Raw genomic sequence first — 12952 nt, 5'->3', positions numbered from 1 at the left:
CACAGTCCTATAAAAAGTAGTATCATAGTGTCGTTTGAACTATCAGGAGGAAACGATGAAAGATTTGCATTTTGACGCTATATCTGCCTTTGAAAATTACGAAATAGAAAAAATGAGAGATGGTCATGTTATGGTGACGACAAAAGTAGTGGACTCGTCGCTCAACTACTATGGCAATGCCCATGGTGGCTATCTCTTTACCCTTTGTGACCAGATTAGTGGTCTAGTGGTTATCTCGCTGGGGCTTGATGGAGTGACGCTTCAGTCCTCTATCAACTACCTCAAGGCAGGAAAACGCGACGATGTGCTGACCATTAAAGGAGAATGTGTCCATCATGGACGCACAACCTGTGTGGTAGATGTCGATATCACCAATCAAGAAGGCAGAAATGTCTGCAAAGCAACCTTTACCATGTTTGTCACAGGCCAGCGGTCTGAAAAAAGACAGGTAAGGATATAGAGAAACAAAAAAGAGGTGTGAGCCTCTTTTTCTTATTTCTTTTTCCGATTTAATACGGCATTGAGGATAATGGCAAGTAGGCTGGCTACGACGATTCCGTTTGAGAAGAACATTTGGAAGGCTGTAGGCATGCTGACAAAGAGATTACTGTTATTGAGTCCGACACCTGCAGCGATTGAAACAGCTGCGATAAGGAAGTTGTGCTCATTGTTAGCAAAGTCAACACGGGCGAGGATTTGCATCCCTTGAAGGGAAACAAAACCAAACATCACCAGCATGGCACCACCAAGAACAGGGCTTGGAATGATTTGGGCAAGGGCGCCAAACTTAGGTAGAAGTCCAAGGAGGACTAGGAAACCAGCTGCATAATAGATTGGCAGGCGAGTCTTGATACCTGACAATTTAACCAAACCAACGTTTTGTGAAAATCCTGTGTAAGGGAAGGTATTAAAGATTCCTCCGAGAAGAACAGCTAAACCTTCTGCGCGGTAGCCGTTGCGTAGGCGCGTGCTGTCGATTGGGTCTTTTGTGATATCAGACAAGGCTAGGTAAACACCCGTTGACTCAACCATAGACACCGTTGCAATGATACACATCATGACGATAGAGGAGATTTCAAAGGTTGGCACCCCAAAGTAGAGGGGAGTAGGAACATGGACAAGTGGTGCTGCCGCAACAGGGGAGAAATCAACCAAACCCATAGTAGCAGCAATGGCGGTTCCGACAACCAGACCAATCAAAATGGAGATAGACTTGATAAATCCTTTGGTAAAGATGTTGATCAAGAGGATGATCAGAACAGTGATTGCAGCAAGCAAGAGACTTTGACCAGTTGGCTCTGGAACGTTATTTCCCATATTTCCAATAGCGACAGGAATCAGGGTCAATCCAATCGTGGTAATGACAGAGCCCGTTACGATAGATGGGAAGAGATTGGCCACTTTTGAGAAGATGCCTGAAATCAGAACCACATAAATCCCTGAAACGATAAGGGCACCAAACATAGCACCGCTACCGTGGCTTTGCCCAATCATAATCAAAGGAGCGACGGATTGGAAGGCTACTCCGAGAACGACTGGTAGTCCAATTCCAAAGTATTTGTTGAGTTGGAGTTGGAGGAAGGTGGCCACCCCACACATGAAGATATCTGTGGAGATTAGGTAGGTCAATTGCTCAGCTGAATAGCCAAGAGCCGTCGCAATCATAATAGGAACTAGGATAGAGCCTGAGTACATTGCGAGAAGGTGCTGAAGCCCTAGAACCGCAGCTTGCGAGTGTTTTTCTTGTTGTTGCATTAGAGATCTGCCTCCTTAAATACGACCTGACCGTTTTCAAAACGTTCCAAACGAGCGAGTGATAGAACTGGATAGCCAGCTTTCTCAAGCAAATCACGACCATCCTGGAAGGATTTTTCAATCACGATACCAATCGCTTCAACTTTAGCTCCGGCCTGTTCGATGATTTGGATCAAGCCTTTGGCAGCTTGTCCATTTGCTAGGAAATCATCGATAATCAAGACCTTGTCCTCAGGTGAGAGGAATTTTCCAGCGATGGAGACCGTGCTCGTCACCTGCTTGGTAAAGGAGTAAACCTCAGCAGTTAAGATGCCTTCGTTCATAGTGATGTTTTTAGCTTTCTTTGCGAAAATCATGGGAACGTCTAAGGCTTCGGCAGTAAAAACGGCTGGGGCAATGCCTGACGCTTCAATGGTCACGACCTTGGTAATGCCAGCAGCAGCGAATTTGTCCGCAAATACCTTACCAATCTCCCGCATCAAGCTAAAGTCAACTTGGTGAGTTAAAAAGGAATCCACCTTGAGGATATTGTCCCCCAAGATATGCCCATCCTCGAGGATGCGCTCTTCTAATAATTTCATAAGACCTCCTAAAGTCTAAAAGATGCTTCATTTGCTTGTTTAGAGATTCTGGCAAGAAATAGAAAAAGGGCCTACTTAACAGATAAGCAAGCCCTCCAAACAGGTATGGCCCAACCCATACCTTCAGCAGACTTACTCATTGTTAGGTGTTCCGGCACCTTGTAGAAACGTCGTGCCAATTCACGACATAAACAAGTAAAATGATGTTCAATTTTAAATAGGCTGACGCCAATGTTTTTATTTTACACTAATTAACTTTATAAATCAAATATTTTGTTAATGTTTAGATATAAAAAACGAACAAATTGAAGAAAAAAGAGCAAAAGCTCAATTGTAAGTTAACATTTATACTCAATGAAAATCAAAGAGCAAACTAGGAAGCTAGCCGCAGGTTGCTCAAAACACTGTTTTGAGGTTGCAGATGGAAGCTGACGTGGTTTGAAGAGATTTTCGAAGAGCATTAGAAGAATTTTTCATCATAAAAGGCGTATTATCAGGATTTTTCAAGACCTGATAATATGCCTTTTTCTGATTTGAAAAATTTTTTCCAGTCTCTATTCTTCTATTCGCTAAATCTTAAAAAATAGCCATCTGGATCCAAGACTGCAAATTCATGAGGATAGATATAATGATCTCCAACACGAAATGTTCGTTTAGTCAAAGGACGATAAATAGGATAGTTGGCCTCCAGCAGTTTTTGGTGGAGCTGAGGGACATCTTCAATGCCAAAGGAAATATTGACACCGCGCCCGAAAGGATAGGTTAGTTGGGCTAATTCTTCTGTGCTGCCTTCTTCTAGCATAAGTTGGCAGTCTTCAAGCGAGAGGAAGAGAAATTTCTCCTCTGGACGCTCGTATTCGACAGAAAATCCTAGCAAGTCGCAGTAGAAGTGGCGTGACTTTTCGAGGTCAGATACTACAAATTCAGGAATGACAGCTTGATAGTCCATTAGCTTTCTCCTTAGAGCTCAATCTCCATGACAATGGGTGTGTGGTCTTGGCGCGCACCAGAGTCAATCATGTCGGACTGAGTCACCTTGTCAGCCACGCGATTGCTGGTGAGCCAGTAGTCGATTCTCCAGCCTGTATTGTTGATTTTAGAAGTCTTGCTGCGTTGCGCCCACCAAGTGTAGCGCTCTGGGACATCACCGTGAATATGGCGGAAGGTGTCAGTAAATCCAGTTGCCAAAAGGTTGGTAAAACCAGCACGTTCCTCGTCTGTAAAACCAGGTGAACGGCGGTTGCTGGCAGGATTTGCAAGGTCGATTTCCTTGTGGGCTACGTTGTAGTCTCCAGTCGCAAGGACTGGTTTTTCTTTGTCTAGTTGCGCCAAATACTCAGCGTATTTGACATCCCAGACTTGACGCTCTTCCAAGCGTTTGAGACCATCGCCAGCGTTTGGAGTGTATACTTGGGTCACGAAAAATGTATCAAATTCCAAGGTGATGATGCGACCTTCCAAGTCCATGGTAGAAGGGGCACCGATTTCTGGAAAAGTGACAGTGGGTGTGAGTTCTTTCTTATAAAGGAACATGGTTCCAGCATAGCCTTTGCGGGCAGGTTCTTGAGAAGAACGCCACGTGTTTTCGTAGTTTGGAAAGAGTTCAGCTAAAATTTCCAAGTGTTTTTTAGTAGGACCCTTGGCAGAAAGCTTGGTTTCTTGGATAGCGATGATATCAGCATTTTCAGCGACCAAGGTTTGTAGTACCTCTTGGGACAATTTGGCACGAGTTGAGTCACTAGTTAGGGCAGCATTGAGGGAATCAATATTCCATGAGATGAGTTTCATAAAGTTACCTTTTTCATTCAGATTATAGATTTTATTATATCAAAAAAAGGTCCATTTCCCCAACGTATGGCTTGAAAAATCACTCTCTTTCGTTTATAATTAAGAATGATTTTATGAAAGGGAGTGAAAATAAATGAAATTTTACTCATATGACTATGTACTTAGCCAAATCAGTCAGCAAAATGGCATCATGATTGGCTTTGGAATTGTTCTCCTAGCTATCACAGGATTTTTTGCTTTTAAAGCCTATCGAGATAAAAAGGGGACTAAGTTTCGGGAATTGGTCATGATTTTGGCCTTGACCTTGGTGGCCATGCTTTTGGTGACAATCTCAAAATACCAGACCAATCAAGCCTCTAACAACCAATTTCAAACCTCCCTTCATTTCATAGAGGTTGTTTCCAAAGACTTGGGAGTGGATAAATCAGAAGTTTATGTCAATACTTCTGCAGCCACTGATGGAGCGCTTGTCAAGGTAGGTCCAAATTTCTACCGAGCCATGAACGGGAGCCAACCAGACAAGTATCTTTTAGAGAAATTAGAATTGAATCAAACAGACGCTATTGAATTGGTGGAGGTAAACAAATGACACTCAATTATATGGAAATTTTAATCAAACTGGCCTTGGGGCTCTTCTCGCTTGTTTTTGTTATCAATGTGACAGGAAAGGGGAACCTAGCACCTAACTCTGCGACAGACCAAATTCAGAACTATGTTCTCGGTGGTATCATCGGTGGGGTGATTTACAATAGTTCTATCAGCATTCTCCAGTATGCAGTGATTTTGATGATGTGGACGATTTTGGTCTTGACCCTCAAGTGGCTCAATAACAATGTTCGTTTTGTCAAACGCTTGATTGATGGAAAACCAACTCTCCTTATCAAAAATGGGCAGATTGACCCAGAAGCCTGTCGTTCAGTTGGCTTGTCTGCATCGGATGTAGCCCTCAAACTTCGTAGCCAAGGAATTTTCCAGATGAAGCAAGTCAAACGAGCTGTGCAGGAGCAAAATGGCCAACTCATCGTAGTCCAAATGGGAGATGAGAATCCCAAGTATCCTGTTGTCACAGATGGTGTTATCCAAGTGGAAATTTTGGAGTCGATTGGTCGTAACGAAGAATGGCTGCTTGATAACCTCAGCAAGCAAGGGCATGACAATGTAGCCAATATCTTTATCGCTGAGTATGACAAGGGTGTCGTCTCAGTCGTAACTTATGAATAAGAAAAACCTGGGGTCTTGTACTCTTCAAAAATCAAATTCAAACTGCGTCAACGTCGCCTTGCCGTATGTAGGTTACTGACTTCGTCAGTTCTATCTACAACCTCAAAGCAGTGCTTTGAGCAGCCTGCGGCTAGTTTCCTAGTTTGCTCTTTGATTTTCATTGAGTCTTGGCCTCAGGTTTCCATTTGCAATCAGAAAGGGATTTTATGTCCATTATTCAAAAACTCTGGTGGTTTTTCAAGTTAGAAAAACGCCGTTATCTAGTCGGGATTGTGGCCTTGGTCTTGGTCTCTGTCCTCAACCTTATTCCCCCCATGGTCATGGGACGGGTGATTGATGCCATTACGTCGGGACAATTAACCCATCAGGACCTCCTTCTTAATCTATTTTATCTACTGCTGGCAGCCTTTGGGATGTACTATCTGCGCTATGTTTGGCGTATGTATATCCTTGGGACTTCCTATCGTCTGGGGCAGATTATGCGGTCTCGCTTGTTTGAGCATTTTACTAAGATGTCGCCAGCCTTTTATCAGACCTATCGGACGGGAGACCTGATGGCACACGCAACCAATGATATCAATGCCTTGACTCGTCTCGCAGGTGGAGGAGTCATGTCTGCGGTGGATGCCTCTATCACGGCGCTGGTGACCTTGCTAACCATGCTTTTTAGTATCTCATGGCAAATGACCTTGGTTGCCATTCTTCCCCTGCCTTTCATGGCTTATGCGACCAGTCGTCTTGGGAGAAAGACTCATAAGGCCTTTGGCGAATCACAGGCTGCCTTTTCTGAGCTCAATAACAAGGTGCAGGAGTCTGTATCGGGTATTAAAGTGACCAAGTCTTTCGGTTATCAGGCGGACGAGCTAGAGTCTTTTCAGGCAGTCAATGAATTGACCTTCCAAAAGAATCTCCAAACCATGAAATACGATAGTCTCTTTGATCCTATGGTTCTCTTGTTTGTTGGTTCATCCTATGTTTTAACCCTTTTGGTCGGTTCCTTGATGGTGCAGGAGAGGCAAATAACAGTTGGAAATCTGGTCACTTTTATCAGTTATTTGGATATGTTGGTCTGGCCTCTTATGGCCATTGGTTTCCTCTTTAATATTACTCAGCGAGGGAAGGTGTCCTATCAGCGAATTGAGGAACTTTTATCTCAGGAATCACCTGTAAAAGATCCTGAATGTCCTCTGGACGGTATTGAAAATGGACGCTTGGAGTACGATATTGATAGTTTTGCCTTTGAAAATGAGGAAACACTGACGGATATTTACTTTAGTTTAGAAAAAGGGCAAACTCTTGGCTTGGTCGGACAGACAGGCTCTGGGAAAACGTCCTTGATCAAGCTTCTCTTACGCGAATACGATGTGGATAAGGGAGCTATTTATCTAAATGGTCACAATATTCGGGACTATCGTCTGACAGACCTTCGCAGTCTCATGGGCTATGTTCCTCAGGACCAGTTCCTCTTTGCGACCTCTATCTTAGACAATATCCGCTTTGGAAATCCTAACTTGCCCCTTTCAGCAGTCGAGGAAGCGACTAAGCTAGCCCAAGTTTACCAAGATATTGTAGCCATGCCTCAGGGATTTGATACAGTTATCGGTGAAAAGGGAGTCAGTCTTTCTGGTGGTCAAAAGCAACGCCTGGCTATGAGTCGGGCGATGATTTTAGACCCTGATATCTTGATTTTAGATGATTCCTTGTCAGCCGTGGATGCCAAGACAGAGTATGCGATCATCGACAATCTCAAGGAGATGCGGAAGGATAAGACAACTATCATCACAGCCCATCGTCTCAGTGCAGTCGTCCATGCAGATTTGATTTTAGTTCTGCAAAATGGACAGATTATCGAACGAGGTACGCACGAAGACCTGCTAGCTCTAGATGGCTGGTATGCCCAAACCTACCAGTCTCAGCAGTTGGAAATGAAAGGAGAAGAAGATGCAGAATAAGCAAGAACAATGGGCTGTATTGAAGCGCTTGATGTCTTATCTCAAGCCCTATGGACTCCTGACCTTTTTGGCACTCAGTTTTCTCCTTGCGACGACGGTCATTAAAAGTGTCATTCCCCTTGTAGCTTCCCACTTTATCGACCAGTACCTCAGCAATCTCAATCAGTTTGCTATTACAGTTTTATTAGCCTACTATGGCCTCTATATCCTGCAAACTCTGGTCCAGTATGTTGGCAATCTTCTCTTTGCGAGGGTGTCCTACACTATTGTCAGAGATATTCGTCGAGATGCCTTTGCTAATATGGAGAAACTGGGCATGTCTTATTTTGACAAGACGCCAGCAGGTTCCATCGTCTCTCGTTTGACCAATGATACCGAGACTATCAGTGATATGTTTTCAGGGATTTTATCCAGCTTTATCTCAGCAGTTTTTATCTTTCTGACAACTCTGTATACCATGTTGGTGCTGGATTTTCGTTTGACAGCTTTAGTTTTGCTATTTCTACCCTTGATTTTCCTTTTGGTCAATCTCTATCGGAAAAAGTCAGTGAAAGTCATCGAAAAAACTAGAAGTCTCTTGTCGGATATCAATAGCAAGCTAGCAGAAAGTATTGAAGGGATCAGAATTATCCAAGCCTTCAATCAAGAGAAGCGCCTGCAGGCAGAATTTGATGAAATCAACCAAGAACACTTGGTCTACGCCAACCGTTCTGTAGCCTTGGACGCCCTCTTTTTACGACCTGCCATGAGTTTGCTGAAACTCCTAGGCTACGCCGTTTTGATGGCCTACTTTGGTTACCGTGGTCTTTCTATCGGGATAACGGCCGGAACCATGTATGCCTTTATCCAGTACATCAACCGTCTTTTTGATCCCCTGATTGAGGTGACGCAAAACTTTTCAACCCTTCAAACTTCCATGGTGTCTGCAGGCCGTGTCTTTGCCTTGATTGATGAGACGACCTATGAACCTCTTCAAGAAGATGGGCAAGCCAAAGTCCAAGACGGCAATATCCGTTTTGAACATGTGTGCTTCTCATATGATGGCAAACACCAGATCCTAGATGATATTTCTTTCTCTGTTAACAAGGGAGAAACCATTGCCTTTGTAGGACATACAGGTTCTGGGAAATCTTCGATTATCAATGTCCTCATGCGTTTTTATGAATTTCAGTCAGGCCGAGTTCTCTTGGATGGTGTGGATATCCGAAACTACAGTCAGGAAGAGCTGAGAAAGAACATCGGTCTGGTCTTACAGGATCCCTTCCTCTATCACGGGACTATCAAGTCCAATATTGCCATGTATCAAGAACTTAGTGATGAAGAGATTCAGGCTGCAGCTGCCTTTGTCGATGCAGATTCCTTTATTCAGGACCTTCCGCTGGGTTATGATGCCCCTGTTTCCGAGCGTGGTTCGAGCTTTTCTACTGGTCAGCGCCAGCTTCTTGCCTTTGCCAGAACAGTCGCCAGTCAGCCTAAAATCTTGATTTTGGATGAAGCGACAGCCAATATTGACTCGGAGACAGAAAGTTTGGTTCAGGATTCTCTGGCTAAAATGAGAAAAGGACGGACGACCATTGCCATCGCCCACCGCCTTTCGACCATCCAGGACGCCAACTGCATTTATGTTTTGGACAAGGGACGCATCATTGAGAGTGGAACCCATGAGGAACTCTTGGCCTTGGGAGGAACCTATCACAAGATGTATAGTTTGCAGGCAGGGGCTCTTACCTAAAGAAGAATTCCTCTAAATTACAGATTTCTTGCACCGCCTTTTCCATTTTGTGGTATAATGAAAAATGTTGACAAATAGTATAATAAAAACAAAGGAGAAACAGCATGCTGAAATGGGAAGACTTGCCCGTGGAAATGCAATCAAGCGAGGTTGAGTCTTACTACCAGCTTGTCTCTAAAAGGAAAGGTTCGCTGATCTTCAAGCGTTGTCTGGATTGGGTTTTAGCCCTGTTTTTGCTACTTTTGACTTCTCCCATCTTTCTTATCTTGAGCATTTGGATCAAGTTGGATAGCAAGGGACCTGTCATTTACAAGCAAGAGCGCGTGACCCAGTACAACCGTTCGTTCAAGATTTGGAAGTTCCGTACTATGGTAACGGATGCGGATAAAAAAGGAAGTCTAGTGACTTCTGCTAACGATAGCCGTATTACCAAAGTGGGAAATTTCATTCGCCGTGTGCGCTTGGACGAACTACCTCAGCTAGTCAATGTCCTTAAAGGCGAGATGTCCTTTGTTGGGACACGACCTGAGGTGCCACGCTACACGGAGCAGTATAGTCCTGAAATGATGGCGACCTTGCTCTTGCCAGCAGGAATCACCTCTCCAGCTAGTATCAACTACAAGGATGAGGACACGATCATCAGTCAAATGACGGAGAAAGGTCTGTCAGTTGACCAGGCCTATGTCGAACATGTCCTTCCTGAAAAGATGCGCTATAACCTCGCCTATCTCCGAGAGTTTAGTTTCCTTGGAGACATCAAAATCATGTTTCAAACCGTGTTTGAGGTACTAAAATAAAGTAGTCATGAGAAAATGAGTACAGATAAAAGGAGCAAATCAATGCCAAATTACAATATTCCATTTTCACCACCCGATATTACAGAAGCAGAAATTGCTGAAGTAGCGGATACCCTTCGTTCTGGTTGGATCACAACAGGTCCGAAGACAAAAGAACTGGAGCGTCGCTTGTCTCTTTACACACAGACACCTAAGACTGTCTGTCTCAACTCTGCGACTGCGGCTCTTGAGTTGATTTTACGTGTTTTGGAAGTGGGACCAGGTGATGAAGTCATCGTTCCAGCCATGACCTATACAGCTTCATGTAGTGTCATCACTCACGTAGGAGCAACACCTGTCATGGTGGATATTCAAGCAGATACGTTTGAGATGGATTATGACTTGCTTGAGCAAGCTATTACTGAGAAAACTAAGGTGATCATCCCAGTAGACCTTGCAGGGATTGTTTGCAACTATGATCGTTTGTTCCAAATTGTGGAGAAGAAACGCGATCTCTTTACTGCTTCAAGTAAGTGGCAAAAGGTCTTTAACCGTATTGTGCTTGTCTCTGATAGTGCCCATGCTTTGGGATCAACTTATAAAGGACACCCTGCGGGCTCTATCGCTGACTTTACTTCCTTCTCATTCCATGCCGTTAAAAACTTTACAACGGCTGAGGGAGGAAGTGCGACTTGGAAGGCCAATCCAGCGATTGACGACGAAGAAATGTACAAGGAATTCCAAATCCTTTCCCTTCATGGTCAGACTAAGGATGCTCTTGCTAAGATGCAATTGGGTTCATGGGAGTACGATATCGTAACACCAGCCTATAAGTGCAACATGACGGATATCATGGCTTCGATAGGTTTGGTACAATTGGATCGTTACCCTGGTTTGCTACAACGTCGTAAGGACATCGTGGATCGCTATAATCGTGGCTTTGCGGGTACTCGTATTCACCCACTGGCACACAAGACTGATACTGTCGAATCTTGTCGTCACCTCTACATCACCCATGTAGAAGGTGCTAGTCTAGAAGAGCGTAATCGTATTATCCAAGAATTGGCCAAAGCAGGAATTGCAAGTAATGTACACTACAAACCGCTTCCTCTCTTGACAGCTTATAAGAATCTTGGCTTTGATATGGCAGATTATCCAAGAGCCTATGCCTTCTTTGAAAATGAAATTACGCTCCCTCTTCATACAAAATTAAGTGATGATGAGGTTGATTATATCGTTCAGACTTTGGTGAGAATTTCCGAAGAAATACTCGGTTCAGGAAAAAAATCATAAAAAAATCTTGACAAAGATAGAACAATAACATATAATATTCTCAATAAATCAGAAAAGTAACTATATTCGATCTTCAGGGAGCCTGTGGTGATTGTGAACAGGTGGTTGGAAGTAGTGAAAGTGGGCTGATTTTAAAAATGAATTTGAAACAATGAAAATTCGGTGCGCACACCTTATAGTGCAACTTGTTGTTAGACAAGGCAGAGATGTAAAGGGGGATAGTCCCTTTACAATTGAGGTGGCACCGCGTTACCAACGCCCTCACATGGAAGTCGATTCTGTGTGTGGGCTTTTTTCATATCTTGAAATCAATACTGAAAGAGGAAAAATTTATGACAACTAAAGGTTATTTTGGACAATTTGGTGGTAGTTTTGTACCGGAGCCGATTCAGGCTTTGTTGGATGAGTTGGAAGTGACATTTGACAAGTACAAGGATGATCCAGAATTTTTGGCAGAATTTAGCCATTACTTGAAGGATTATTCAGGTCGCGAAACACCACTCTATTTTGCGGAAAGTTTGACAGATCACTTAGGTGGTGCTAAGATTTATCTCAAGCGCGAAGATCTTAACCACCTTGGTTCTCACAAGCTCAACAATGTTTTAGGACAAATTCTTCTTGCCAAACGTATGGGCAAAAAACGAGTGATCGCAGAAACAGGAGCTGGTCAGCACGGTGTTGCGACAGCAGCTGCTGCGGCCAAGTTTGGTATGGCCTGTGATGTCTACATGGGGGCAGAAGATGTGGAGCGTCAACGTCTCAATGTTTTCCGTATGGAGATGATGGGAGCGACCGTTCATGCAGTTGAAACGGGAACACGAACTCTTAAGGATGCGGTTGATGCAGCCTTTGGAGCATGGATGAATGACCTTGAAGCCTTCTACGTTTTGGGATCTGCTGTAGGCCCTCACCCTTATCCTACCATTGTTCATGAATTCCAAAAGGTCATCAGTGAAGAATCTCGTTGTCAAATCTTAGAAAAAGAAGGTCGTTTACCAGACTACGTCATTGCCTGTGTAGGTGGTGGTTCCAATGCCATCGGTGCTTTTTCACAGTATGTGGCTGATGAAGAAGTCAAATTGGTTGGGGTCGAAGCTGCCGGTCACGGACTTGACACAGACAAGCATGCAGCCACTATGACAAAGGGTAGTGTCGGAATTGTCGATGGTATGAAGACCTATGCAGTCTTTAAGGAAGACGGAGAGCTGGCGCCAGTTTACTCTATCTCAGCTGGTTTGGACTATCCAGGGGTTGGCCCAGAACACGCCTACTTCAAAGATTCTGGCCGCGTAGAATACGTAGCAGCGACAGATGAAGAAGCTGTTCAAGCCTTGCTCCTTCTAAGCAAGACTGAAGGGATTATCCCAGCGATCGAAAGTTCTCACGCTATCGCAGAAGCGGTTAAACGTGCACCGAAACTAAGTAAAGATGAGATTATCATCATCAATGTCTCTGGTCGTGGAGACAAGGACGTAGCTGCTATTGCAGACTACCTAGAAGCTAAAAAATAAGAGATGGAAAAATTACAGTCTTTTCTCTCACAGAGAGCTTGTGGTTGCTGGAAACAAGCAGAGAAAGCTGTAAGGTTGGGTCCATCTGAAACGAGAGAAGAAAACATAATTCTCAAGGGAGTGCCCTTTATCGCACAGCCTGTTACAGGAGCTTTCTGAGACAGGAATGAGAGATAGGAGAAATCCTATAATTGAGGTGGCACCGCGAATTTCGTCCTCACGCAAGTTATTTTGCGTGGGGATTTTTATATATTTATCGTAGATATGGTCATCAGTTTTAAACTATACTTCATCAATAGATAGATTTCTATAAAATATTTGTGAACGAAGTGAGTTTCTAAAA

Annotated in this window: 12 protein-coding genes, 1 riboswitch and 2 other annotated features; of the genes, 8 read left to right on the top strand and 4 right to left on the bottom strand. The window is 43.8% G+C overall.

Going from position 1 to position 12952, the window contains the following annotated elements; genetic code table 11:
- Positions 1–55 precede the first annotated feature (55 nt).
- Positions 56–460 carry a PaaI family thioesterase gene (locus KIH88_RS07245; RefSeq protein WP_213988223.1) on the top strand — a complete coding sequence of 135 codons (405 nt, stop codon included), beginning with the start codon at positions 56–58 and terminating at the stop codon, positions 458–460.
- A 32-nt stretch (positions 461–492) separates the two neighbouring features.
- Here KIH88_RS07245 and KIH88_RS07240 read toward each other — a convergent pair whose 3' ends face one another.
- The 4 genes from KIH88_RS07240 to KIH88_RS07225 all read right to left on the bottom strand — a co-directional run bounded on the left by KIH88_RS07240 (position 493) and on the right by KIH88_RS07225 (position 4124).
- Positions 493–1755 carry a nucleobase:cation symporter-2 family protein gene (locus KIH88_RS07240; protein ID WP_213988222.1) on the bottom strand — a complete coding sequence of 421 codons (1263 nt, stop codon included), beginning with the start codon at positions 1753–1755 and terminating at the stop codon, positions 493–495.
- On the bottom strand, positions 1755–2336 hold the full coding sequence (locus tag KIH88_RS07235) for a xanthine phosphoribosyltransferase (RefSeq protein WP_213988221.1): 582 nt from the start codon (positions 2334–2336) through the stop codon (positions 1755–1757). The genes KIH88_RS07240 and KIH88_RS07235 overlap by 1 nt, the downstream gene beginning before the upstream one ends.
- A gap of 119 nt (positions 2337–2455) precedes the next feature.
- Positions 2456–2551, bottom strand: a riboswitch (purine riboswitch).
- 347 nt (positions 2552–2898) lie between these two features.
- Positions 2899–3285: a bleomycin resistance protein gene (locus tag KIH88_RS07230; protein ID WP_000386238.1), complete on the bottom strand. Its 387-nt coding sequence runs from the start codon at positions 3283–3285 to the stop codon at positions 2899–2901.
- Positions 3286–3296: 11 nt separating this feature from the next.
- Positions 3297–4124 carry an exodeoxyribonuclease III gene (locus tag KIH88_RS07225; protein ID WP_213988220.1) on the bottom strand — a complete coding sequence of 276 codons (828 nt, stop codon included), beginning with the start codon at positions 4122–4124 and terminating at the stop codon, positions 3297–3299.
- A gap of 133 nt (positions 4125–4257) precedes the next feature.
- On the opposite strand from KIH88_RS07225, the gene KIH88_RS07220 reads away from it, so the two are divergent.
- From KIH88_RS07220 to trpB, 7 genes are all read left to right on the top strand, one after another.
- Positions 4258–4713 carry a DUF3290 family protein gene (locus tag KIH88_RS07220; RefSeq protein ID WP_000675332.1) on the top strand — a complete coding sequence of 152 codons (456 nt, stop codon included), beginning with the start codon at positions 4258–4260 and terminating at the stop codon, positions 4711–4713.
- Positions 4710–5345, top strand: coding sequence for a DUF421 domain-containing protein (locus KIH88_RS07215; protein ID WP_213988219.1), 636 nt, complete (start codon positions 4710–4712; stop codon positions 5343–5345). Before KIH88_RS07220 ends, KIH88_RS07215 begins: the two co-directional genes overlap by 4 nt.
- A 206-nt stretch (positions 5346–5551) precedes the next feature.
- On the top strand, positions 5552–7297 hold the full coding sequence (locus tag KIH88_RS07210; RefSeq protein WP_084939886.1) for an ABC transporter ATP-binding protein: 1746 nt from the start codon (positions 5552–5554) through the stop codon (positions 7295–7297).
- Positions 7287–9029, top strand: coding sequence for an ABC transporter ATP-binding protein (locus KIH88_RS07205; RefSeq protein WP_001180126.1), 1743 nt, complete (start codon positions 7287–7289; stop codon positions 9027–9029). The genes KIH88_RS07210 and KIH88_RS07205 overlap by 11 nt, the downstream gene beginning before the upstream one ends.
- 104 nt (positions 9030–9133) lie before the next feature.
- Positions 9134–9826: a sugar transferase gene (locus tag KIH88_RS07200; protein WP_084849251.1), complete on the top strand. Its 693-nt coding sequence runs from the start codon at positions 9134–9136 to the stop codon at positions 9824–9826.
- A 42-nt stretch (positions 9827–9868) separates the two neighbouring features.
- A complete protein-coding gene (locus tag KIH88_RS07195) occupies positions 9869–11098 on the top strand; it encodes a DegT/DnrJ/EryC1/StrS family aminotransferase (protein ID WP_001134487.1) in 1230 nt (409 codons plus the stop codon).
- A gap of 34 nt (positions 11099–11132) precedes the next feature.
- Positions 11133–11364 (top strand) — a binding site (T-box leader).
- 66 nt (positions 11365–11430) lie between these two features.
- Entirely contained in the window at positions 11431–12609 is a 1179-nt protein-coding gene (gene trpB / locus KIH88_RS07190) for a tryptophan synthase subunit beta (RefSeq protein ID WP_213988218.1), read from the top strand.
- Positions 12606–12831, top strand: a binding site (T-box leader). It overlaps the preceding gene by 4 nt.
- Positions 12832–12952 lie beyond the last annotated feature (121 nt).

It is taken from the genome of Streptococcus oralis, assembly GCF_018448765.2.
Taxonomy (GTDB): domain Bacteria; phylum Bacillota; class Bacilli; order Lactobacillales; family Streptococcaceae; genus Streptococcus; species Streptococcus oralis_BM.
Note: the sequence above shows the minus strand (reverse complement) of the source record. Positions and strands in the feature narration are given on the sequence as shown.

What these genes read in the sequence shown, in the direction of transcription:
- trpB (WP_213988218.1), top strand. Translation starts at nt 11,431, where the DNA reads ATGACAACTAAAGGTTATTTTGGACAATTTGGTGGTAGTTTTGTACCG.
- KIH88_RS07245 (WP_213988223.1), top strand. Translation starts at nt 56, where the DNA reads ATGAAAGATTTGCATTTTGACGCTATATCTGCCTTTGAAAATTACGAA.
- KIH88_RS07210 (WP_084939886.1), top strand. Translation starts at nt 5,552, where the DNA reads ATGTCCATTATTCAAAAACTCTGGTGGTTTTTCAAGTTAGAAAAACGC.
- KIH88_RS07215 (WP_213988219.1), top strand. Translation starts at nt 4,710, where the DNA reads ATGACACTCAATTATATGGAAATTTTAATCAAACTGGCCTTGGGGCTC.
- KIH88_RS07225 (WP_213988220.1), bottom strand. Translation starts at nt 4,124, where the DNA reads ATGAAACTCATCTCATGGAATATTGATTCCCTCAATGCTGCCCTAACT.
- KIH88_RS07200 (WP_084849251.1), top strand. Translation starts at nt 9,134, where the DNA reads ATGCTGAAATGGGAAGACTTGCCCGTGGAAATGCAATCAAGCGAGGTT.
- KIH88_RS07205 (WP_001180126.1), top strand. Translation starts at nt 7,287, where the DNA reads ATGCAGAATAAGCAAGAACAATGGGCTGTATTGAAGCGCTTGATGTCT.
- KIH88_RS07230 (WP_000386238.1), bottom strand. Translation starts at nt 3,285, where the DNA reads ATGGACTATCAAGCTGTCATTCCTGAATTTGTAGTATCTGACCTCGAA.
- KIH88_RS07240 (WP_213988222.1), bottom strand. Translation starts at nt 1,755, where the DNA reads ATGCAACAACAAGAAAAACACTCGCAAGCTGCGGTTCTAGGGCTTCAG.
- KIH88_RS07235 (WP_213988221.1), bottom strand. Translation starts at nt 2,336, where the DNA reads ATGAAATTATTAGAAGAGCGCATCCTCGAGGATGGGCATATCTTGGGG.
- KIH88_RS07195 (WP_001134487.1), top strand. Translation starts at nt 9,869, where the DNA reads ATGCCAAATTACAATATTCCATTTTCACCACCCGATATTACAGAAGCA.
- KIH88_RS07220 (WP_000675332.1), top strand. Translation starts at nt 4,258, where the DNA reads ATGAAATTTTACTCATATGACTATGTACTTAGCCAAATCAGTCAGCAA.